The 21,374-nt window shown below is 70.6% G+C and carries 18 protein-coding genes and 1 pseudogene; 10 read left to right on the top strand and 9 right to left on the bottom strand.

Annotated features, from left to right (window positions below; all coding sequences use genetic code 11):
- Nucleotides 1–235 precede the first annotated feature (235 nt).
- A complete protein-coding gene (locus E2C04_RS03005) occupies nucleotides 236–556 on the top strand; it encodes a hypothetical protein (RefSeq protein WP_135831489.1) in 321 nt (106 codons plus the stop codon).
- 826 nt (nucleotides 557–1,382) lie between these two features.
- A protein-coding gene (locus E2C04_RS03000; RefSeq protein ID WP_135831488.1) for an IS3 family transposase occupies nucleotides 1,383–2,569 on the top strand; the annotation gives its coding sequence in 2 pieces (ribosomal slippage) (nucleotides 1,383–1,676 and nucleotides 1,679–2,569; 1,185 coding nt in all).
- A gap of 170 nt (nucleotides 2,570–2,739) precedes the next feature.
- On the opposite strand, the gene E2C04_RS21795 is transcribed toward E2C04_RS03000, so the two are convergent.
- A complete protein-coding gene (locus E2C04_RS21795; RefSeq protein ID WP_371870078.1) occupies nucleotides 2,740–3,018 on the bottom strand; it encodes a restriction system modified-DNA reader domain-containing protein in 279 nt (92 codons plus the stop codon).
- Between E2C04_RS21795 and E2C04_RS19175 the strand changes: the two genes are divergently transcribed.
- Nucleotides 2,938–3,180 carry a hypothetical protein gene (locus tag E2C04_RS19175; protein WP_135831487.1) on the top strand — a complete coding sequence of 81 codons (243 nt, stop codon included), beginning with the start codon at nucleotides 2,938–2,940 and terminating at the stop codon, nucleotides 3,178–3,180. The two genes, E2C04_RS21795 and E2C04_RS19175, sit on opposite strands and share 81 nt — an antisense overlap.
- A 202-nt stretch (nucleotides 3,181–3,382) precedes the next feature.
- On the opposite strand, the gene E2C04_RS02990 is transcribed toward E2C04_RS19175, so the two are convergent.
- The 3 genes from E2C04_RS02990 to E2C04_RS02980 form a co-directional block, all read right to left on the bottom strand.
- A complete protein-coding gene (locus tag E2C04_RS02990; RefSeq protein WP_135831486.1) occupies nucleotides 3,383–4,426 on the bottom strand; it encodes an LLM class flavin-dependent oxidoreductase in 1,044 nt (347 codons plus the stop codon).
- Between the two features lie 62 nt (nucleotides 4,427–4,488).
- Entirely contained in the window at nucleotides 4,489–5,316 is an 828-nt protein-coding gene (locus E2C04_RS02985; RefSeq protein ID WP_135831485.1) for an SDR family oxidoreductase, read from the bottom strand.
- 46 nt (nucleotides 5,317–5,362) lie between these two features.
- Nucleotides 5,363–6,862 carry an aldehyde dehydrogenase family protein gene (locus tag E2C04_RS02980; protein WP_135831484.1) on the bottom strand — a complete coding sequence of 500 codons (1,500 nt, stop codon included), beginning with the start codon at nucleotides 6,860–6,862 and terminating at the stop codon, nucleotides 5,363–5,365.
- Between the two features lie 202 nt (nucleotides 6,863–7,064).
- On the opposite strand from E2C04_RS02980, the pseudogene E2C04_RS02975 reads away from it, so the two are divergent.
- The 4 genes and pseudogenes from E2C04_RS02975 (at nucleotide 7,065) to fdxA (ending at nucleotide 11,874) form a co-directional block, all read left to right on the top strand.
- Nucleotides 7,065–9,016: pseudogene (locus E2C04_RS02975) on the top strand (2-oxoacid:acceptor oxidoreductase subunit alpha).
- The gene (locus tag E2C04_RS02970; RefSeq protein WP_135831483.1) at nucleotides 9,013–10,098 is read left to right on the top strand and encodes a 2-oxoacid:ferredoxin oxidoreductase subunit beta; all 1,086 of its coding nucleotides are present in this window, start codon (nucleotides 9,013–9,015) and stop codon (nucleotides 10,096–10,098) included. The pseudogene E2C04_RS02975 and the gene E2C04_RS02970 overlap by 4 nt, the downstream one beginning before the upstream one ends.
- On the top strand, nucleotides 10,091–11,554 hold the full coding sequence (locus E2C04_RS02965; RefSeq protein WP_135831482.1) for an MFS transporter: 1,464 nt from the start codon (nucleotides 10,091–10,093) through the stop codon (nucleotides 11,552–11,554). Before E2C04_RS02970 ends, E2C04_RS02965 begins: the two co-directional genes overlap by 8 nt.
- Nucleotides 11,551–11,874: a ferredoxin gene (gene fdxA, locus E2C04_RS02960; protein ID WP_135831481.1), complete on the top strand. Its 324-nt coding sequence runs from the start codon at nucleotides 11,551–11,553 to the stop codon at nucleotides 11,872–11,874. Before E2C04_RS02965 ends, fdxA begins: the two co-directional genes overlap by 4 nt.
- Nucleotides 11,875–11,938: 64 nt before the next feature.
- Here fdxA and npdG read toward each other — a convergent pair whose 3' ends face one another.
- On the bottom strand, nucleotides 11,939–12,670 hold the full coding sequence (gene npdG, locus E2C04_RS02955) for an NADPH-dependent F420 reductase (protein WP_238694407.1): 732 nt from the start codon (nucleotides 12,668–12,670) through the stop codon (nucleotides 11,939–11,941).
- A 35-nt stretch (nucleotides 12,671–12,705) separates the two neighbouring features.
- Complete coding sequence (locus E2C04_RS17595) at nucleotides 12,706–13,362, bottom strand: TetR/AcrR family transcriptional regulator (protein ID WP_158630577.1); 657 nt, start codon at nucleotides 13,360–13,362, stop codon at nucleotides 12,706–12,708.
- A 54-nt stretch (nucleotides 13,363–13,416) separates the two neighbouring features.
- Between E2C04_RS17595 and E2C04_RS02945 the strand changes: the two genes are divergently transcribed.
- From E2C04_RS02945 to E2C04_RS02935, 3 genes are read left to right on the top strand one after another with little or no spacing between them, the layout of a single operon-like run.
- Nucleotides 13,417–15,795, top strand: coding sequence for an MMPL family transporter (locus E2C04_RS02945; protein ID WP_158630576.1), 2,379 nt, complete (start codon nucleotides 13,417–13,419; stop codon nucleotides 15,793–15,795).
- Nucleotides 15,734–16,096 (top strand): hypothetical protein, encoded by a 363-nt coding sequence (locus tag E2C04_RS02940; RefSeq protein ID WP_135831478.1) that lies wholly within the window; start codon nucleotides 15,734–15,736, stop codon nucleotides 16,094–16,096. Before E2C04_RS02945 ends, E2C04_RS02940 begins: the two co-directional genes overlap by 62 nt.
- A complete protein-coding gene (locus E2C04_RS02935) occupies nucleotides 16,093–18,303 on the top strand; it encodes a YhgE/Pip domain-containing protein (RefSeq protein ID WP_135831477.1) in 2,211 nt (736 codons plus the stop codon). Before E2C04_RS02940 ends, E2C04_RS02935 begins: the two co-directional genes overlap by 4 nt.
- Nucleotides 18,304–18,386: 83 nt before the next feature.
- On the opposite strand, the gene E2C04_RS02930 is transcribed toward E2C04_RS02935, so the two are convergent.
- The 3 genes from E2C04_RS02930 to E2C04_RS02920 all read right to left on the bottom strand — a co-directional run bounded on the left by E2C04_RS02930 (nucleotide 18,387) and on the right by E2C04_RS02920 (nucleotide 21,372).
- On the bottom strand, nucleotides 18,387–19,376 hold the full coding sequence (locus tag E2C04_RS02930) for a TIGR03557 family F420-dependent LLM class oxidoreductase (protein WP_135831476.1): 990 nt from the start codon (nucleotides 19,374–19,376) through the stop codon (nucleotides 18,387–18,389).
- A gap of 95 nt (nucleotides 19,377–19,471) precedes the next feature.
- The gene (locus tag E2C04_RS02925; protein WP_135831475.1) at nucleotides 19,472–20,302 is read right to left on the bottom strand and encodes an ABC transporter ATP-binding protein; all 831 of its coding nucleotides are present in this window, start codon (nucleotides 20,300–20,302) and stop codon (nucleotides 19,472–19,474) included.
- On the bottom strand, nucleotides 20,299–21,372 hold the full coding sequence (locus E2C04_RS02920) for a putative F420-0 ABC transporter permease subunit (protein ID WP_135831474.1): 1,074 nt from the start codon (nucleotides 21,370–21,372) through the stop codon (nucleotides 20,299–20,301). The genes E2C04_RS02925 and E2C04_RS02920 overlap by 4 nt, the downstream gene beginning before the upstream one ends.
- Nucleotides 21,373–21,374: the final 2 nt, after the last annotated feature.

Here is a 21,374-nt window from a genome sequence, read left to right as displayed (position 1 = left end):
CCGGGCGGCCGATGGCGTTGGTGGGCGCTGTCTCGGCCTGGTGGCGGCCGGACCAACTACGAACCAGCGTCACTTCACCCACAATGACGCGGGCAGCCACGTGCTGCCCGGCCTCCAGGGCCTGTCGCAGCCAGCTCCCGAGACCCATACGCAGCTGCTCGGTCCGTGGACCATAGGCTGCCCTTCCGCCGACGTCGGCTACCGCTTGGGCGATTGGACAACCTCCCAGCCATCCGTGCCGTTCGAGATCGTGATGAATCGAATCACTCGCCATCGGGAGGAAGAGTTCGAGTTCTCGTCGAGAGAGTTGAGATCGCACGATCTCCTCTCCATCCAAGTCGACGATGATGCGAGGACGGCCGACTACGTTCTTGTGTCGCCCCGGAACCTTGAGGAGCGGTATCGGAACCAAACCATCTGGACCGACTTCTGGGTAGCCGCAGCCGAGTTCCTTCGGGCAGCTCACGGAGTCCTGGTCCAGGATTGGGTGCTGGGCTTGGACTTCTCTGTCTTCGACCCCCTCGCCCCGGCCGACCGCGACGTCGACTGGAGGTAAACTCAGAACGAGCGCCGCCGCGCGACGGAAGCACTCCCCGCGCCATCGTCCGTCGATGCGCACTCCAGACAACACCGTGCTATTTCGAAAAGTACGCAGCACATTCTCTGCCGAGACGCGCGTACTGAATATCGAGATCCGGCGGGACAGTTGCGCGGCTAGGTGAGGCTGACGTGCGTCACTTCGCCGCGAGTGGGTCGCGCAGCGAAGCGTCGTGGCATCAAGTGCCGTGATGCGCAGAATTTTCGTGTTGGTCGGACGCCGACCGATGATATTGATGTGGAACAGACACAATCACGTTAGGCACCTGGGGGTTGTCGAGATGAGTTACGAGCCAAAGCCGCGGACGTCTTCCAAGCCGAGCAACAAGTCGGTCAACGCGAGAGGCGCCGAGGGGCGAGGCGAGCGAACTTGGACGAATTGGCGTCTGCGAGATCTGGTTGAGCAAGTCATCGCGTGCAATAGGAACGGCCTCTCGCCGCTCGATGTCCGCGCGGTCAAGCCCTTGGAATACCTAAAGGTCAAACTGCTCGTTCCCACAGAGCCACACCACGTGCGCCTCCGCATGCCAGACCCCCTCACCAGCGAAAAAGTGCAGTACTACGGACTTGATCGGAAGCGCGCAGAGAAGCTCCGACCCCAAGACCTGCGTGCGTGGAAGGATAGGCGCCCCTCATCAGACGAACTGGACGAGATGGTCGAGAATCTGACGGGCCGAGTGTTCTATCGGCAGCGGCGGGATTGACGAGTCCACTGGCTAGCGGTGGGTCTGCTGAACGTATAGGGGACTTCCAGAACGGCTAGGACGAGGGTCTTGGCTGGAAGGATGTCCACTGTGGCTGGCAGGTATCCCAAAGAGTTCAAGGAAGACGTGATCCGGGTGGCCCGGGATCGTGGTCCGGGCGAGACTCTCGAGCAGATCGCGCATGACTTTGGTGTGCACCCGGTGACGTTGTCGAAGTGGCTCAAGCAGGCCGACATCGAGGACGGGATCAAGCCCGGCGTCACCAAGGACCAGGCTATCGAGTTGCGCGAGGCACGACGTCGGATCCGGCGCCTGGAGCAGGAGAACGAGGTCTTGCGTCGCGCGGCCGCCTATCTGTCTCAGGCGCACCTCCCGGGAGAAGGCTCTACCCGCTCGTGAGAGACCTCGCGGCGAGCGGGATCCCGGCCGAGGTCTCCTTGCAGGTCCTCGGTCTGGCACGTTCGCCCTACTACCGGTGGCTGGCCGCTCCAGTCACCGACTCGGAGTTGCGTGAGGCCTATCTGGCCAACGCGATCTTCGACGCCCACCACGACGACCCCGAGTTCGGATACTGGTTCCTGTTCGACGAGGTCACCGACGCCGGACACGCCGTATCGGAGCGCACCGTGTGGCGGATCTGCTCCGACAACGGCTGGTGGAGCGTCTTCGGCAAGAAGAAGCGCCGCACCAAGGGCAAGGCGGGGGTGCCCGCGCACGACGACCTCGTGCGCCGCGACTTCACCGCCGCCGGGCCCAATCAGCTGTGGCTCACGGACTTGACCGAGCACCGCACAGGCGAAGGCAAGCTCTACGTCTGTGCGATCAAGGACGTCTGGTCGAACCGGATCGTTGGCTATTCCATCAGTGACCGGATGGAGTCCAAGATCGCCGTCGACGCCCTCAACAACGCCGTCGCCAGACGCGGCGTCGAGGGCCTGTCGGTGGCCGGGTGCCGGCTGCATTCGGACAGAGGATCGCAATTTCGAAGTCGGAAGCTGCAGCAGGCGCTGTGGCGTCACCACCTGGTCGGATCGATGGGCCAAGTCGGCTCAGCCGGTGACAACGCCGCGATGGAATCGTTCTTCGCGCTGCTGCAACAGAACGTCTTGAACCGACGCCGCTGGGAGACCCGCGAGGAACTCCGGATCGCGATCGTGACCTGGATCGAGCGGACCTATCACCGCCGACGACGCCAAGAACGCCTCGGACGGTTGACCCCGGCCGAGTTCGAACTCATCATGACCAAGGCCGCCGATCAGGCAGCGTAATCAGAAGTCCCCTGATCGTTCAGCAGACCCGGGTGAGCAGCGTCGGACCGCTCAGCATCTCGATACTATCCAACGGACCATGGCCCCCTACTACGACGCGCGGGTGGCTTGAACGGGGTGGAACAGCAAACAACAAGCCACGCGTGGGGTGGCCCTGGACCCTTTCGACGTCAGAATCCTGCTTCGGTCCGCAACTCCCGAAGTGTCTTTCCTGACTTGACGTGCGTCCAGTTGCGCCATCCGTCGATTTGCGACCCGACCAAGTCGCCTAGGGCCGGTGACGGCGCCTGATAAGGACGCCCCCCTATGTCCAACCATCCCTGCTGAGTCACGACAGCCTCGAACTTGTCACCCTTCCGCTTTCGCTCATGGACCAGAACATCGCCAGCGGCGACCAGCTCCGCCTGGATCAGCGGCAAGAGCTTGCCCTTCCTGCTTGGGGCAACCACCGCAGCTTGCGATCCAGCGCCCCTGAGCAAGAGTCGGCGGAGCACGTCGTTGGGCTGTTCGAAGCCCTGGACATGCCGCTCCAACTCGGCGTACACCTCGTCGTCGATCTCAATACGGTGTGGCATTGTTTAACCTCCGAGTGCGCAGTCTTTCCAGTCTGACAGATCTCAGATTACACAGATTTGCCAGAAGATGGAACCTCAGTCGGCGATCTACCGGGCGTCGACCGCGCCAACCAATCGATCCCCCTCGGTGTCCCTCGATCTCTTCCGATCACGTCATGTCATGCACGCACGGGCTCACACGCAACAAAGAGGGCGCCCGGTCCCCCGGGCGGCCCCTCGACGTCGTACAGCAGCAACCTCACGCAGGCTGCGGCACCGCCAGCTCGTCGAACCCGATGCTCTCCAGGTCCTTCAGCGGCTCCACGACCTCGCGGCCGACCTCCTCGAGGTAGGCCTCGGTCTGCTTGGCGTCCATGCCGGGCCAGTGCGGGCGTACCAGCAGAGGGCCGACGGGGAGGCGGCCGGCGATGTCGCGGATCTGGTCGCGCACCTGCTCACCGTTGCCGAGAAGGACGTGGTCCTTGACGTTGTCCAGGAACTCGCGCTCCACGCGCTCCTTGTCGAGCAGCTGCATGCCCTGGTCGGCGTACGAGACGTACTTGACCCGGGCGACCTCGGCAAACTTGTGCAGCGCGTCCTCGGGGTCGGAGCCCAGGTGGAGCTCGCGGCGCAGGGGGAACTTGGTGAGCGGCAGGTCGTACTTCGCCCGCTCGTCGAGGTAGGCCCCGACCAGCTCCTCCACCTGCTCGATGGTCTGCTGCGGCGTGATCGTCCAGACATCACCGTGGCGAGCTGCGCGGCGTACGCCCATCTCCTTCATCGCGCCGAGCCAGATCGGCGGGCGCGGCTTCTGGATCGGGTGCAGGTGGGTGGGCCTGTCCTCGATGTCGAAGAACTTGCCGTGGTGGGTGACGCGGTCCTGGGTCCAGACCTTCGTCATCACCTCGATCAGCTCCTCGAGCAGCGAGTAGCGCTGCTTGAAGGGCTTGTTGAAGACCTCGTACTCGTGCGGCAGGTAGCCCGTGCCGATGCCGACGACCAGCTTGCCGCGGGTCACCACGTCCAGGGTCGCCAGGTCTTCGGCCAACTGCACTGGGTGGTGCAGCGGGCCGACGAGCACCGTCGCACCGATCTTCACGTGGTCGTCGAGCTCAGCGGCGAGGCGCGCGAGCATCGGCACCGGCTGGAACCAGCGGAAGCCGTCGTACAGGTAGTGCTGGCCGATGGTGAGGTAGGTGAAGCCGGCCTTCTGCGCGGCCTCCACCTTGCGGAGCATGAGGTCGAGGTGTTCCTCGGCCGAGGTGGAGACCGGCTGGTCGCCCATCAGGATGCCGAATTCCATGACGTTCTCTTTTCCGGGTTGCGTGGGGGGAGGGTGTGGGACCAGGGGTCAGAGGAGCTGAGTCAGAGGAGCAAGGTGCCCATGTCGACGGCCAGCGTCTGGCCGGTGACGAAGCGCGCCTCGTCGGAGCAGAGCCAGGTGACCGCGTTGGTGATCTCCTCGGGCTCCACCGGGCCGCGCTCCATGACGTTGGCCATCCAGCCGCCCGGGGCGTCGTCGGCGAGGTCGGCCGCGAAGAACTCGTTGTTGATCATCTTCGTGTTCACGCCGGCCGGGATGACGGTGTTGACGCGTACGCCGTGCTTGCCGAGCACCATCGCGAAGTTGCGCATCAGCGACAGCACACCGGTCTTGGCGGCGCCGTAGCCCATCTGGCCCGGGTTGAGCATCTCCTCCTTGTAGGCGACGCCGATATAGCTCGACGTCGACCCGGTGATGCAGATGGCGCCGCCGCGGCCGCGCTCGATCAGGCCCGGGGTGACCGCGCGCAGGAGGTAGTAGACGCCGTTGAGCATGGTCGCGACCGAGTCGTGCCAGGCCGCCATGTCGTGCTTCTTCGCGCCGTAGCTGGCCATGATGCCGGCGTTGGCCAGGACGATGTCGATGCCGCCGAAACGCTCCTCGGTCGCGGCGACCGCGGCCTCAACGGCCTCTTGGTCACGTACGTCGCACGCGATGGCGAGCACCTCGGCGCCGAGGTCCTTGAGCTCGCGCTCGGTCGACGCCAGGTCCTCGGCCGTCGACATCGGGTAGGAGACGGAGTCGAGCTGGCCGGCCAGGTCGAGGATCGCAATGTTGGCGCCCTCCCGGGCCAGCCGCAGCGCGTGCGACTTCCCCTGACCGCGGGCCCCACCGGTGATGAGGGCGGTCTTGCCGTCGAAACGTCCCATGCTGCTCTCCACTTCGTTCTGGTCTCTCTGCTGGGGGATGGCCGGCTCAGGTGCCCGGCGGGCGGGTGATGCCGGCGAGGGCGTACTGGATGTGCTTGACCTCGAAGAACTCGGCGAAGCCGTCCTCGCCCAGCTCGCGGCCGACGCCGCTGCGGCCGGGACCACCCCAAGGGGCGTCGGGGCGCATGCCGGAGCCGCCGTTGATCGTGACCGTGCCGGCGCGGATCCGGCGGGCGACCTGCATCGCCTCGTCGAGCGGGCCGAAGACGTTGCTGGCCAGCCCGTAGCGGGTGTTGTTGGCCAGCTCGACCGCGTGGTCGACGTCGCGGTAGCCGAAGATCATGCCGACCGGGGCGAAGAACTCGGTGTCGGCCAGCGGGTCGTCGGGGTCGACGTCGCGCAGCAGGCCGGGCTTCATGAAGTGGCCCTTGTCGAGGCCCTCCACGCGACCACCGCCGGCACCCCAGCTCGCGCCGCGCTCCATCAGCTCGTCGATCCAGCCCTCGACCTTGTCGCGGTGGGCGGCGGAGATGACGGGCCCGACGACGCTGTCCTCGGCCATCGGGTCACCGACCTTGATGGTGGCGATGAACTCGTCGGCCAGCCGGCAGAACTCGTCGACCTTCTCCTCGGGCACCAGGATGCGGCTCCACGCCGCACACCCCTGCCCGGCGTTGCGGGCGAAGCGCAGGATCGAGGCGGCCACCGTGGCGGGCAGGTCGGCCGAGGGCAGGATGATGTTGGGGCTCTTGCCGCCCAGCTCGAGCACGGCCTTGCTGATCGAGCCGAGCGCGCCCTGGGCCATCACCTTGGCGCCGACGGCGTCGGAGCCGGTGAAGGAGACCAGGTCGACGTCGGGGTGCCCGGTCAGGTGGACGCCGATCTCGGGGCCACCGGTGACCAGGTTCACCACGCCCGGCGGGAGGCCGACCTCGTCGAGCAGCTCGAAGATCCGCAGGGTGCTCCACAGGCCCTGCGGCGAGGGCAGCACCACGGTCGTGCAGCCCGCGGCGAGCGCGCCGCCGAGCTTCCAGACCAGCAGGTTGAGGGGGTAGTTGTAGGCCGACAGCGCCGCGACCACGCCGACCGGCTCGTAGTGCAGCAGGCTGCCGGAGGCGACCGGCTTGTCGTAGAGCGGCAGCGCCTGCTCGTAGCCGCCGCGCGGGCCCTTGATGGCCATCTCGGCATACCAGCGCAGCACGTCGATCGGGCCGCCCACCTGCATCGAGCGGCAGGCAGCGACGGGGGTGCCGACCTCGGAGGCGATGAGGCGCGACATCGACTCGAGCTCGCGCTCGAGGACGTCGGCGAACCGGTTGATCGCGTCGGCCCGCATCTGCGGGGTCCACGAGCGCCACTCCGAGGAGGGGTGGAAGGCGCGCTTCGCGGAGGCGACGGCCTCGTCGACCTGCTCGACCGAGCTGGTGACGGTCTCCCCCAGCGGCTCCTCGGTCGCCGGGTTCATCGACACGTAGGACTCGCCCGAGGCGCCGTCCACCCAGGTGGAGTCGATGTAGGTGCTCGACGCCCGCTTCTCCACTGCCATCAGGTCTCCTCACCCAGGAATCGGATTGCCCGGCTCGGTCGGCTCGTCGCGACGACGACCTCTCGGACCATGACCATAGCAATCATATGCATGGTTGTGAAGGAGGGGATGTGACCCAGGCCATTGGATCACTTGACGCAGGGACAGTCATCCGTAAGATTGATTATCACTATTAGGGATTCTCCTCGAGCATCGGAGCACCATGACTGTCACTCCCGAGAAGAAGGTCGAGCAGGTCGAGCGCGTCGTCATCCGGTTCGCCGGTGACTCCGGCGACGGGATGCAGCTGACCGGTGATCGCTTCACGCAGGAGACCGCGGCCTTCGGCAACGACCTGGCCACCTTCCCCAACTTCCCCGCCGAGATCCGCGCCCCCCAGGGCACCATCCCCGGCGTCTCGTCCTTCCAGCTGCACTTCGCCAGCCGCGACATCCTCACCCCCGGCGACCACCCCAACGTGCTCGTCGCGATGAACCCCGCCGCGCTGCGCGCCAACGTCGCCGACCTGCGCCCCGGCGCCGTGGTCATCGTCGACACCCACGACTTCACCAGCCGCAACCTGACCAAGGCCGGCTACACCAGCGACCCGCTGGAGGACGGCTCGCTCGCCGACTTCCAGGTGCACGCGCTCGACCTCACCGGCATGACGGTCGAGGCGGTCAAGGAGTTCGGCCTCTCCCGCAAGGACGCCGCCCGCTCCAAGAACATGTACTCCCTCGGCCTGCTGTCGTGGATGTACGGCCGCCCCGTCGAGGGCACCATCGACTACGTCTCCACCAAGTTCGCCAAGAAGCCCGCGATCCGCGACGCCAACATCGCCGCCTTCAAGGCCGGCTACCACTTCGGCGAGACGACCGAGGCCTTCGCCGTCTCGTACGAGGTGAAGCCTGCGGAGGTCGCGCGCGGCCGCTACCGCAACATCACCGGCAACCTGGCGCTGTCGTACGGCCTGGTCACCGCCGGGCGCCTCAGCGGCCTGCCGGTCTTCCTCGGCGCCTACCCGATCACCCGGCCAGCGACATCCTGCACGAGCTGAGCAAGCACAAGTCGTTCGGCGTGACGACCTTCCAGGCCGAGGACGAGATCGCCGGCATCGGCGCCGCACTCGGGGCCTCGTACGCCGGCCACCTCGGCGTCACCAGCACCTCGGGCCCCGGTGTCTCGCTGAAGTCGGAGGCGATGGGCCTGGCCGTGATGCTGGAGCTGCCGCTGCTCGTCGTCGACGTGCAGCGCGGCGGCCCCTCGACCGGCCTGCCCACCAAGACCGAGCAGGCCGACCTGCTGCAGGCGATGTTCGGCCGCAACGGCGAGGCGCCGCTGCCTGTCGTCGCCGCCCAGTCGCCCGCCGACTGCTTCGACGCCGCGGTCGAGGCCGCGCGCATCGCCGTCACCTACCGCACCCCCGTGATGCTGCTCTCCGACGGCTACCTAGCCAACGGCTCCGAGCCGTGGGCGCTGCCTGACGTGTCGGCGCTGGAGCCGATCGAGCCGAGCTTCGCGACCGAGCTCAACCACACCTCCGTCGGCAAGGACGGCGAGGAGAAGCAGGAGTTCTGGCCCTACGTCCGTGACCCCGAGACGCTGGCCCGCCCCTGGGCGGTGCCCGGCACCCCCGGCCTCGAGCACCGCATCGGCGGCATCGAGAAGGGCGACGGCCACGGCAACATCTCCTACGAGCCCTCCAACCACGAGTTCATGGTCAAGACCCGCCAGGCCAAGGTCGACGGCGTCGTCGTGCCCGACCTGGTCGTCGACGACCCGTCAGGCAAGGCCCGGATGCTGGTGATCGGCTGGGGCTCGACCTACGGTCCGATCGGGGCCGGCGTACGACGTGTGCGCGACCGCGGCCTCGACGTCGCGCAGGTGCACCTGCGCCACCTCAACCCCTTCCCCGCCAACCTCGCCGAGATCCTGCGGCGCTACGACAAGGTCGTGGTCCCGGAGATGAACATGGGCCAGCTCGCCCTGCTGCTGCGCGGCAAGTTCCTGGTCGACGCGGAGTCGCGCACCAACGTACGCGGCACCCCCTTCGGCGCGGAGGAGATGGAGGGCATCCTGCTCGACGCCCTCGCCGACCTCGGCATCACCGAGTCCCCCTCCCCCGAGTCAGCCGAGCCCACCGACCTGCGCGTTGCCGAGGAGGCCCTGCGATGACCACCACCGAACTGCCGTTCCCCGTCCGCACCGGCACCGAGGGCGTGCCGCGGATCGCCGAGGGCGAGAAGCAGACCGCGAAGGAGTTCACCTCCGACCAGGAGGTGCGCTGGTGCCCCGGCTGCGGCGACTACGCCGTGCTCAAGGCCGTGCAGTCGTTCCTGCCCGAGCTCGGCCTGCGCCGGGAAAACATCGTCTTCGTCTCCGGCATCGGCTGCTCGTCGCGCTTCCCGTACTACCTGGACACCTACGGGATGCACTCGATCCACGGCCGTGCGCCCGCCATCGCCACCGGCATCGCCACGGCACGGGAGGACCTGTCGGTCTTCGTCGTCACCGGAGACGGCGACGCGCTCTCCATCGGCGGCAACCACCTGATCCACGCACTGCGCCGCAACGTCAACATGACGATCCTGCTCTTCAACAACCGGATCTACGGCCTGACGAAGGGCCAGTACTCCCCCACCTCGGAGACCGGCAAGGTCACCAAGTCGACGCCGATGGGGTCGGTCGACCACCCCTTCAACCCGGTGTCGCTGGCGCTCGGCGCGGAGGCCACCTTCGTCGCGCGCACGATCGACTCCGACCGCAAGCACCTCACCTCGGTGCTCGCTGCCGCCGCCGCGCACCGCGGCACGTCGTTGGTGGAGATCTACCAGAACTGCCCGATCTTCAACGACGGCGCCTTCGACGCGATCAAGAACCCCGACACGAAGGCCGACGCGATCATCCCGCTGGTCCACGGCGAGCAGATCCGCTTCGGCGCCACCCTCGACGACGGGCTCGGCCACAAGTGCCTGGTGCGCGACGCCCGCGGCGGCGTCCGGGTCGCGGAGGTCTCCGAGGCGGCACCCGAGGAGATCCTCGTCCACGACGCGCACAACCCCGACCCCACGCTGGCCTTCGCGATCAGCCGCCTCACCGACTCCGGCTACCTCAACCAGTCGCCCATCGGCATCTTCCGCCAGGTCGAGCGAGCGACGTACGACGACCAGGCGCGCGACCAGCTGGTCACCGCCGGCGAGCCGGGCGACCTGCAGGCGCTGATCGACGGTGGGGACGTGTGGACCGTGGATGCTTGAGCTCGACCCCACTCCCCAGCCCGTGACCACGGCGCCGCGGCCCGCCCCCAGGGGTGGCCGTCGGCGCCGTGACACTCCCTCGCCCCTGCTGCTGGCGAGCCTGGTGCTGCTGACGACGACCACGTCGGTGATCACCAGCCTCGGCGGCTCGCTGGTGCCGATGGTGGCCGCCGAGCACGCGGTCTCGCTGGGCTCGGCGCAGTGGATCCTGACCGGCCCCATGCTCGTCGGCGCCGTGGCGACGCCCGTCCTGGGCCGGCTCGGGGGCACCGGGCGACGGCGTACGGTCATCCTCGTCAGCCTCGGCGTCGTGGCGCTCGGCCTGGTCGTCACCGCCCTGCCGACCGGATTCGCGGGCACGGTCGTCGGCCGCCTGCTCCAGGGCGTCGGGATGGGCCTGCTGCCGCTCTCGCTCGCTGCCGCGCGCGACGCGCTGTCGGCCGAGGCGGCGCCGCGCGCCCTCGCCCTGCTCTCGGTCACCGCCACCGTGGGGGCCGGGATCAGCTATCCACTCTCCGCGTGGATCGCGCTGTCCGCGGGCATCGCGGCTGCCTACTGGTTCGCCCTCGCCGTCACCGTCGTCACGTTCGCGCTCGCGTGGCGCACCCTCCCCGACGCCTCCACGACCGGCAGCGACTCCGTGCACTGGGCCGGCGCCGCGCTGCTCGGTGGCGGCACCCTGCTGCTCCTGCTCGCCCTCACCCAGGCACCGCCCCTGGGCGCGACCTCGATCGCCGTGTGGGCGATGGTCGCCGCCGGCGTCGCGGTGCTGGCTTCGTGGGTGCGCGCCACCCTGCGCCACCCCCAGCCGCTGGTCGACCTGCGGCTCGCGACCCACCGCGCCGCGCTGCCCGCCCACATCTCCGCCGTCACCGCCGGCACGGCCGTCTACATGATGCTGGCGCTGGTGATGATCCAGGTGCAGCTGCCGACCTCCACCGGCTTCGGCCTCGGGCAGCCGGTCACGGTGGCCGGGCTCGTGCTGGTGCCGTACGCCGTGCTCAGCTTCGTCGGCAGCCGGGTCAGCCTCACGCTGGGTCGGCGCATCGGCCTCGACCTGGTGCTGCCGTGCGGTGCGGCGCTCTACTGCGTCGCCGTGACCGCGTACGCCCTCGGCCACGGCTCCGTGTGGGCCGTCGCCGGCGTGATGACCGTCGCCGGCTTCGGCAGCGGCTTCACCTTCGCCGCCATGCCGGGTCTGGTGCTGCGCGCCGTGCCGCTGGCAGAGACCGGGAGTGCGTTGTCGTTCAACGTGCTGCTGCGCTTCCTCGGTTTCGCCGCCGGCAGCTCGCTGGCCACCTCGCTGCTCGCCCTCTTCGCCGACCGCGTCGACTACGCCGACGCCTTCAGCCTGACCGTCTGGGTCAACGCCGCCCTGTGGGTCGGCACCGCCCTGGTCAGCATCGTCCTCATCCCCTCCCGAACCCGTGCAGCCCAACAGAAGGAGTCCCCATGACCTACGTGATCGCCCAGCCGTGCGTCGACGTCAAGGACCGCGCCTGCGTCGACGAGTGTCCGGTCGACTGCATCTACGAGGGCAAGCGGATGCTCTACATCCAGCCCGACGAGTGCGTCGACTGCGGTGCCTGCGAGCCGGTCTGCCCCGTCGAGGCGATCTTCTACGAGGACGACACCCCCGAGGAGTGGAAGGAGTACTACGACGTCAACGTGCACTTCTTCGACGACCTCGGCTCCCCCGGCGGCGCGGCGAAGACCGACGTCACCGACAAGGACCACCCGCTGATCGCCGAGCTGCCGCCGCAGAACCAGGCGTGAGACGTACGTCGGCCCCCTCGCCCGTGGGGTGCGAGGGGGCCGACGCGTGTCAGCGGCTCAGCGGTCACACGTCGGTGACCCTGACCCCCGCGTGCGCCTTGTAGCGCTTGTTCATCGCAATCAGGTTGGCCGTGAACGCCTCCACCTGGTGCGCGTTGCGACGACGACCGCCGTAGACCCCCCGCATCCCCGGGACCGTGTCGGCCAGCGCCTGGACCAGGTCGGTGGCCTCGCGCTCGTCGCCCAGCACCAGCACGTCGCAGTCGATCGACTCGACCTCCGGGTCCTCCAGCAACACCGCACTCACGTTGTGGAACGCACCCACCACCGTCGACTCGGTCAGGATCGCCGCGGCCTGCTGGGTCGCCGAGCCCTCCTCGACCTGCAGGGCGAACGGACCCTGCTTGTCGAAACCCAGCGGATTGACGCAGTCAACCACGATCTTGCCCTCCAGCACCGGCTTCAGCTCGGTGAGCAGCTCCTTGTGACCGTCCCACGGCACCACGACCAGCACCACGTCGCCCGCCGCAGCCGCGTCAGCGTTCGCCGCACCCGTCACCGCACCACCGGTCGCCTCGGCCAGCTCGGCCGCGACCTTCTCCGCCTTCTCCGCGCCGCGCGAGCCGATCACCACGCTCAGGCCGGCCGTGGCGAAACGACGAGCCAGGCCCCGCCCCTGGGGTCCGGTGCCGCCGAGGACAGCGATGGTCTTGCCGGTCAGGTCGGTGTTCATGGGCACCCTCTCGATCGAGATCAATTGATGATCATCATAGACCGAGATGGTGACGTGCTCCACCCCTCGAATCGTGCGGGCGAGCTCAGCCCCGGGCCTCACTCCGGCTCGCTGAACCCCAGCACCAGACGTCGTACGAGCTCCTCGCTCATGCCCTTCGCCCCCAGCGTCCCGTCGGTCAGCACCGGATCACCGGTCTGCGCCAGCAGTGCCGAGTGGATCTGCAGCGCCGAGACCACTTGGGCCAGCTGCGGCAGCGGCACGGCCGGGCGGCGCCCCAGCCGACGGAGCACCTCCCCGATCAGGTCGGCCAGCTCGGCGCGCATGGTCTCGGAGTAGGCGTCGAGCACGACGCGGGCGTCGGTGTTGCGCACCGCGAAGAGCGTGAACTCCGCGTGCAGCACCACCCACGGGTCGCCGGGCACGGTCATCTCGTCGATCAGCCGACCGACGAAGGCGACGTCGAACTCCTCGTCGGGCACAGCAGCGATGGCGGCGCGCGCGTGGTCGATCATCGCAGTGGCCCGGCGGCGGAAGACCTCGAAGAAGACCTCGTCGACGCTGTCGAAGTTGGAGTAGAAGGCGCCGCGGGTGAACCCGGCCGCCTGCACCAGGTCGTCGACGGTGACCCGCTTCAGCCCCTTCTCGACGAAGACGTCGACGGCGGCCTCGAGCAGGCGCTCGCGGGTATTCTCCCTGCTGCGGTGGGCGCGCGACGGTGCGACCGCACGCCCCTTCTGCTCACGAGTGCTCACCGTCACAGCCTCCCACCGATACGCTTTTGTATCCAATACAGTAACGTATTGAACGTGTCTTCCTACCTCTATCGTCTCGGTCGTGCCGCAGCCGCCTCCGCCCGCTGGGTGATCATCGGCTGGGTCGTGCTCCTCGCCGCCCTCGGCGGCGCTGCCGCCGCCCTCGGCGGCCAGCTGCAGGAGGACCTCTCCATCCCCGGCACCGAGGCCCAGACCGGCATTGACCAGCTCGACGAGCGCTTCCCCCTCCTGGCGGGCACCAGCGGACAGCTCCTCTTCGTCGCGCCCGAGGGCGAGACGGTCGCCGACCACGCCGACGACGTACGCAGCGTGCTCGACGCCATCGAGGGCGTCGACCACGTCGCCACGGTCGTCGACCCGCTGGCGAAGGGCAACGAGTACAACCTCGCCGAGGACGGCCGCTACGCCCTCGCCCAGGTGCTGCTCGACGTGAAGCTCGACGAGCTCGACGCCGACACCGTGCCCGCGCTCGAGGAGGCCGCGACCCTGCCCGAGGGCAGCGAGCTCGACGTGCACCTCGGCGGCGGCGTCTTCACCACCACCTCCGTCGCGATCAGCCCCACCGAGGGCCTCGGCATCGTCGTCGCGCTGGTCGTCCTGGCCATCACCTTCGGCTCGATGCTCGCCGCCGGCCTCCCGATCCTCACCGCCGTCGTCGGCGTGGGCGTCACCATGGCCGGCCTGCTGGCCGTCGCCAAGGTCACCACGATCACCTCGACCACCCCGACGCTGGCGCTGATGATCGGCCTCGCGGTCGGCATCGACTACGCCCTCTTCATCGTCTACCGTCACCGCACCCAGCTCGCCCAGGGCATGGCCGTGCGCGAGTCGGTCGCCCGGTCGGTCGCCACCGCCGGCAGCGCCGTCATCTTCGCGGGCGCCACCGTCGTCATCGCGCTCTGCGGTCTGGTCGTGGCCCGTATCCCGTTCCTCACCGTGATGGGCCTGGCCGCCGCCGCCGGTGTCGCCGTCGCGGTCGTCGTCGCGATCACCCTGGTGCCCGCGGTCCTCGCTGCGCTGGGCGAGAAGATGCGCCCGAAGCCGGGGTCCCGCGCGGCCGTGCGCGCCACCGCCGACCCGGCCACGCAGCGTACGCTCGGCGCCCGCTGGGTGCGCGTCGCGACCAAGGTCCCCGCGCTCACCGTCGCGGTCACCGTCCTGGTGCTGGGCGTGCTCGCGATCCCCGCCAAGGACCTCGCCCTCGGCCTGCCCGACAACGGCACCAAGGACCCGGGCACCGCGCCGCGCGTCACCTACGACCTCGTCGCCGACGCCTTCGGCCCGGGCTTCAACGGCCCGCTGCTGGTCACCGGCGACATCATCCGCAGCACCGACCCGATCGGCGTCGTCGAGGACCTCAAGGCCGAGATCGAGAAGGTCCCCGGCGTCGCGTCGGTGCCGATGGCCACGCCCAACCCCAACGCCGACCTGGCGGTGATCCAGGTGGTCCCCGAGACCGGGCAGACCGACCCCGCGACCGCCGACCTGGTCCGCGCGCTGCGCGACCTCGGCGACGAGCTCGAGGACGAGTACGAGGTCTCCGACGTGATCGTGACCGGCCAGACCGCCGTCACCATCGACGTCTCCGACAAGCTCGGCGCCGCCCTGCTGCCCTTCGGCGTGGTCGTCGTCGGCCTGTCGATGATCCTGCTGACCATCGTCTTCCGCTCGATCGCCGTGCCGGTCAAGGCCACCGTCGGCTACCTGCTGTCGGTGCTCGCCTCCTTCGGCGTCGTCGCCGCGATCTTCGAGTACGGCTGGTTCGCCGAGGCGCTCAACGTCGCCAAGGTCGGCCCGGTGATCTCGTTCCTGCCGATCATCCTGATGGGCGTGCTTTTCGGCCTGGCGATGGACTACGAGGTCTTCCTGGTCTCCCGGATGCGCGAGGAGTACGTGCACACCGGCGACGCCCAGCGCGCCATCACCACCGGCTTCACCGCCAGCGCCCGCGTCGTCACCGCCGCCGCGATCATCATGATCGCCGTCTTCGCGGCCTTCGTGCCGCACGGCGACTCCGTCATCAAGCCGATGGCCGTCGGGCTCGCGGTCGGCGTATTCGTCGACGCCTTCATCGTGCGCATGACGCTCGTGCCGGCCGTGATGGCGCTGCTCGGCGACAAGGCCTGGTGGCTGCCGAAGACCCTCGAGCGCACCCTCCCCCACCTCGACGTCGAGGGTGAGGGCCTGGCCCACCACGTCGCCCACGAGGAGTGGGTCGCCGCCCACGGCGAGGCGCCGTGCGCGCCGTCGGCGTCAAGATCACCGACGAGCACAACCGCGAGCTGGGCACCCCCGTCGACCTGGTCGTACGCCCGGGCTCACTGCACGTCGTCCGCGGCGACGACCGGCTGTGGCGCCGCTCCCTGCTGGCCGCGCTCGCCGGCCGGATGCCCACCCACGGCGGCACCCTGATGGTGCTCGACCGACTGCTGCCGAGGAGTCGGCGCAGGTCCGCTCGCAGGCGTGGTTCTTCCCGGCCTGGCCGGGCAGCCGGACGCTGGCCGACCTGCCCGCCGGCACCCCGCTGGTCGTCGTCGACGACGTCGACCACCCTGCCGTCCCCCGCGAGGTGCGCGAGGAGCGGTGGGCCCAGCTCGCCGCCCTCACCGAGGCCGGGACCGCCGTCGTCGCCGGCTCCGACGCCCCGCCCACCGTGCCGGCGGACGGCCACCTCGTCCTCACGACCGTTGCCCCCCGAAAGGCGCACGCATGAGCATCCCCACCCCCCGCAACCGTGGCGCGCTCGTCGCCGCTCTGCTGCTGCCGGCGCTGGTCGGCGGCGTCGCGCTCACCTCGGTCGGCGACCGGGTCGAGGGCGCGACCGACCTGCCCGCGGCGGTCGTCAACCTCGACTCCCCCGTCACCACCGGGAAGGGCGAGGAGAAGACCACCATCGCCGGCGGCCGCCTGCTCGCGGCCGGTCTGACCGCCCCCGACGAGGACGCCGACGCCACCATGGCGTGGCGCCTGGCCTCCGCCGAGACGGCGGCCGACGGCCTGGCCGACGGCACCTACCACGCCGTCATCACCATCCCCGAGGACTTCTCCGCGACGCTCGCCGGGATGACCCGCAACGAGCCCGAGCAGGCCCAAATCACGGTCAGCACCGACGGCGCCGACGGCACCGTCGTGGGCGCGATCAGCCGCGACGTCGGCGAGGTCGCCGCCGCGCGCCTCGGCCGTCAGATCACCACCACCTACCTGGCCGGCCTCTACGGCCAGACCAGCGAGCTCGGCGGACGCCTCGACGAGGCCGCCGACGGCGCCGACCAGCTCGCCGACGGCGCCGACCAGCTGGCCAACGGCACCAGCGCCCTGGCCGGTGGCGCGGGCGAGCTCGCCGACGGCGCGGGCACCCTGTCGGGTGGCGCGCGCGAGCTCAGCACCGGGCTCGGACAGCTCGACCGGGGCGCCTCCGACCTCAGCCAGGGCACCCGCTCGCTCGCCTCGGGCGCAGCCCAGCTCGACGGCGGACTGGCCCAGCTCGGCGGCGGGGCCGACCGGGTCGCCCAGGGCAACCGCGACCTGGCCGACGGCGCCTCGACGCTGGCCACCGGCGCGGGCGACCTCGCCGACGGACTCAGCACGCTCGACGACCAGACCAGCGGCCTGCCGGGGCAGGCTGACCAGCTGGCCGCAGGCGCTGACCAGGTCGCCACCGGCGTCGCCGGCTGGGCCCAGGTGCTCCGCGGCTGGGGAACCGTCTGCTCCACCCCGGCCGCCGCGTCCTTCACGGCACTCTGCGCCGGGACCGAGGCTGCCCTCGGCGCCGACGGCGCGAACGCCGACGCGCTGGTCGACGGCTCGGCGCAGCTGCGTGACGGCGCTCGTACGCTCGCCGGCACCGCCCCCGAGCTCACCGCCGGCATCGGCCGCCTCTCGGCCGGCGCGACGTCGCTGGCCTCCGGCGCCGACGAGCTCGCCGACGGTGCTGACCAGCTCGCCGGAGGTGCTGCCTCACTGTCGAAGGGCGTGGGCGAGGCCCGCGCCGGGTCGCGCCGCCTCAAGTCCGGCTCCTCGGAGCTGGCCGGTGGCGCGCAGAAGCTGACCGGCGCGACCGGCAAGGCCGCCGCCGGTGCCCGCGAGCTGAGCGACGGCTCCGGCCGGCTGGCCGAGGGCGCCGACGAACTCGCCGGCGGCACCGCTCAGCTCGACGACGGCGCCAGCCGCCTGCGCGGCGGCATCGGCGACCTGGCGAAGGGGCTGCGCGACGGCGCCGAGGCCGTGCCGCGCTCCGACGCCGAGAAGCAGCAGTCCGACGCCGAGGCGATCGCCCAGCCCGTGGTGGCCGCCGTCGACGACGCCTCCCCGATCGAGGCCCGCGACAGCGTCGCCCCGGTCGTGGTCGCCCTCGTGCTGTGGCTGGGCGCCTTCACCACCTACCTGGCCGTCCCCGCGCTCTCCCCGACCCGGCTCGCCCGCGCCGGCCGCGCCACCCGGGTGATGGCGGCAGGGCTCGTCGCGGGACTGGTCGTCGTCGCCGTCCAGGCCGCCCTGGTGCTGGCCGGCGCCGCGTGGCTCGGCTCCGCGCCGGCGCACCCGTGGGCCCTGGCACTGCTCGTCGCGCCGACCGTCGTGGTCGCCTTCGTCGCGCTGACCCAGGCGTGCGTGGCGGCGTTCGGCGAGCGTACGGGCTGGGTCGTGCTCGTCGCCGTGACCGCACTCCAGGTCGTCGCCTCGTCGGGCTTCCTGCCGATCGACGCGGCGCCCGGCGTCGTGCGTACCCTGCACGCCGTGCTCCCGGTGCCGCTGGCCGGTGACCTCTTCGACTGGGCACTCAACGGCTCCGGCAGCGCGGCCGGTGTCGCTGGGCTGCTGACCTGGGCCGTCTTCGGCGTCGCGCTGAGCACGGTCGCGGCGAGCCGCGCCCGGCGTACGTCCGTGGCTGCCGTCCGCCGTGAGGTCGCGGCGGCGGCCTGACCCGGTGACCCGCCAGTGGTCAGTTAATGGGTGCGCAACGGCTCGCCACGGCCACCAAGTGACCACTGGCGGGGACGACGGAGTCAGACGTACGGCAGCACGTCGCGCCCGAAGGCCTCCAGGAACGCCACCTGGTTGACGCCGACGTGGTGCACGAAGACCCGGTCGAAGCCGAGGTCGAGGTAGGCCTTGATCTCGCCGAGGTGCACGGCCGGGTCGGCACTCACCGGGAGCCGCCCGGGGAAGTCCTCTGGGCGGACCAGCTTGGCGATCTGCTCGACCACGTGCGGGGAGCGCAGGTCGCCGCGAGCAAAACGCATCGCCGCCATCGGGTAGCGCTCGACGACGCCAGCCGCGGCCTCGTCGTCGGTCGCCGCCCAGCTCACGTTGAGGTGGAGCCAGGCCGGCATCGTGGCCGGGTCCTTGCCCACCTCGCGGGCCCCCTCCCGGAAACGCTCGAGCACCTGCGCGGCCTGGGCCGGCTGCACGGCGACGGCCAGGAGCCCGTCGGCCTGCCGCCCGGCGCGGCGCGCGGTGACCGGGCCCGACGTCGCCACCAGCACCGACGGCGCCCGCTCGGGCATGGTCCACAGGCGGGCCGACTCCAGCTGGAACCGCTCCCCCTCGTAGCGGACGTCGCGCCCCGCCAGCGACCCGGCGAAGAGCCGCTTGATCAGGTCGACGGCCTCGAAGAGTCGGGCGATCCGCTCGGGCGCCTCCGGCCAGTAGCCGCCGGTGACGTGCTCGTGCAGCGCCTCGCCGCCACCGAGCGAGAGCCAGTGGCGGCCGGGGTGCAGCGCCGCCAGGGTCGCAGCTGCCTGCGCGATCGCGGCTGGGTGCTGGCGCCCACCGGCGGCGACCATGCCGGCGCCGAAGTCACCGGTGGTGTGCTCGGCCAGCGCACCCAGCAACGGCCAGACGTTGGGGGCCTGGCCGAGGCTCGGCAGCCAGGGCTGGAAGATGTCGGCCGCCATCACGCCGGAGAAGCCGGCCTGCTCGGCGAGGCGGGCCAGGTCGACGGCCTCGCGCGGCGAGACCGCGTCCACCGGCACCACGTAACCCACGCGCCCCACGGCGCACCTCCTCGTTGCTGTGCCCGCAGTCTAGGCCGGGGTCGCGGGCGAGACAGGGGCCACTACGGCGGAAGTTCGGCGCGACCGGCGCGGGCTCACGCCTGCGAGGCGGCGTCGGCCCCGAGAACGTCCGCCGGGGTGGCCCCCGACGGCGAGAAGGCGATCAGCGGACGCCCGGTGCGCGGGTGGGTCAGCACGTCGGCCCCCACCCCGTACGTCGCCTCCACCAGCTCCGCGGTCAGCACCCGGCGCACGTCGCCCACCGCCTGCACCCGGCCGCCGGCGAGCACCACGACGTGGTCGCAGTAGGCCGCCGCCAGGTTGAGGTCGTGCAGCGCGGCCACCACGCTCACGCCGGTCGCCGCGACCTCGCGCAGCAGGCCGAGGGTGTCCATCTGGGCGCGGACGTCGAGGTGGTTGGTCGGCTCGTCGAGCAGCAGCAGCTCCGGCTCCTGGGCCAGCGCCCGCGCCAGCTGCACCCGCTGCTGCTCACCCCCGGAGAGGCTGGAGAGCAGCCGGTCACCCCAATCGGCCACCCCGGCCCGCGCCATCGCCGCGTCGGTCAGGGCGGGGTCACCGGCAGCGACCGCCCACCCGGACTCGTGCGGGATCCGACCCAGCGCCACGACCTGGCGCACGGTGAGGCTGAACTCGGCGCGCAGCTCCTGCTCGACCAGCGCCATCCGCCGGGCCCGGTCGCGACGCTTGAGCGCGAGCAGGTCGACCCCGTCGAGCATTAAGTGACCACTGGCAGCGCCGCGGTCGGCGACCCCGGTCATCGCGCGCAGCAGGCTCGACTTGCCGGCCCCGTTGGGCCCGACCAGCGCCACGACCTGCCCGGCCGGCACGGTGAAGCCGGCGTCGTCGAGCAACACCGCGTCACCGACGCGGCGCGACAGCCCGGCCACGACCAGCTGGCGGCTCATGCCCGCCCCCGGTGACGCAGCAGGACCAGCACGAAGACCGGCGCCCCGACCAGCACGGTGATGATGCCGACCGGGATCTCGCGCGGGTCGAAGAGCGTCCGGGCGGCGGTGTCGACCCAGACCATGAAGACCGCGCCGAGCAGCACGGTGAGCGGCAGCAGCCGGCGGTGGTCGAAGCCGACGACCAGGCGTACGGCGTTGGGGAGCACCAGCCCGACGAAGCCGATGGAGCCGCTGACCGCCACCATCGCCCCGGTGAGCAGTGCGGTGGCCACCAGCAGCACCCACCGCGTACGCCCGACGTCGACGCCGAGCGCTGCGGCTGCCGTGTCGCCGAAGGCAAAGGCGTCCAGGACGCGGCCGCGCAGGGCCAGCGGGATCCCGACGACCGCGAGCACCACCCAGGTGAGGGCGACCGAGCTCCAGTCCGCGCCGGCCAGCGAGCCGAGGATCCAGTTGAGCACCTGCCGGAAGGAGTCGCCGCGGGCGTTCCAGAAGATCAGCAGCGAGGTGACCGCGCCGGCGAAGGAGGAGACCGCCAATCCGGCGAGCACGGTCCGGCTGGGGGTGATCTCGCCGAGGCTGCGGGCCAGCAGCGTCACCACCAGCGCGGCCAGCGCGCCGGCGAAGGCGGCCACCGGGAGCGCCGCGGCGACGCCCAGCAGCAGCACCAGCACGGCGCCGGTGGAGGCGCCCGAGGAGAGCCCGAGCAGGTAGGGGTCGGCCAGCGGGTTGCGGGTCAGCGCCTGCATCACCGCGCCGGCGAGGGCCAGCCCTCCCCCGACCGCGGCGGCGGTGAGCACGCGTGGCAGCCGCAGCTCCCACACGATGCCGGTACGGATCAGGCTGACGTCGGAGTCGACGAGCCCGACCTTGGCCCCGACGACCTGCCACACCTCGGCCACCGCGAGGTCGGCCGGGCCGATCGTGACCGCGACGCCGATCGAGGTGACCAGCGCGACGACCAGGAGCGGCAGCCACAGCGCCCAGAAGCGGACGTCGTCGCGGCCGACCCTCCGGGCGACCGGAGGTGATGACGTCCGCGTGGGCGTGGGGGTGAGCAGGGCCATCG

The sequence above is a fragment of the Nocardioides daphniae genome (assembly GCF_004777465.1).
Lineage (GTDB): Bacteria > Actinomycetota > Actinomycetes > Propionibacteriales > Nocardioidaceae > Nocardioides > Nocardioides daphniae.
This window is presented reverse-complemented; position numbering and strand designations above follow the sequence as displayed.

Coding starts and splice junctions, on each gene's coding strand:
- E2C04_RS02970 (WP_135831483.1), top strand. CDS start 9,013: ATGACCACCACCGAACTGCCGTTCCCCGTCCGCACCGGCACCGAGGGC.
- E2C04_RS02925 (WP_135831475.1), bottom strand. CDS start 20,302: ATGAGCCGCCAGCTGGTCGTGGCCGGGCTGTCGCGCCGCGTCGGTGAC.
- fdxA (WP_135831481.1), top strand. CDS start 11,551: ATGACCTACGTGATCGCCCAGCCGTGCGTCGACGTCAAGGACCGCGCC.
- E2C04_RS02920 (WP_135831474.1), bottom strand. CDS start 21,372: ATGGCCCTGCTCACCCCCACGCCCACGCGGACGTCATCACCTCCGGTC.
- E2C04_RS02990 (WP_135831486.1), bottom strand. CDS start 4,426: ATGGAATTCGGCATCCTGATGGGCGACCAGCCGGTCTCCACCTCGGCC.
- E2C04_RS02985 (WP_135831485.1), bottom strand. CDS start 5,316: ATGGGACGTTTCGACGGCAAGACCGCCCTCATCACCGGTGGGGCCCGC.
- E2C04_RS19175 (WP_135831487.1), top strand. CDS start 2,938: ATGGACCAGAACATCGCCAGCGGCGACCAGCTCCGCCTGGATCAGCGG.
- E2C04_RS02980 (WP_135831484.1), bottom strand. CDS start 6,862: ATGGCAGTGGAGAAGCGGGCGTCGAGCACCTACATCGACTCCACCTGG.
- E2C04_RS02965 (WP_135831482.1), top strand. CDS start 10,091: ATGCTTGAGCTCGACCCCACTCCCCAGCCCGTGACCACGGCGCCGCGG.
- E2C04_RS02935 (WP_135831477.1), top strand. CDS start 16,093: ATGAGCATCCCCACCCCCCGCAACCGTGGCGCGCTCGTCGCCGCTCTG.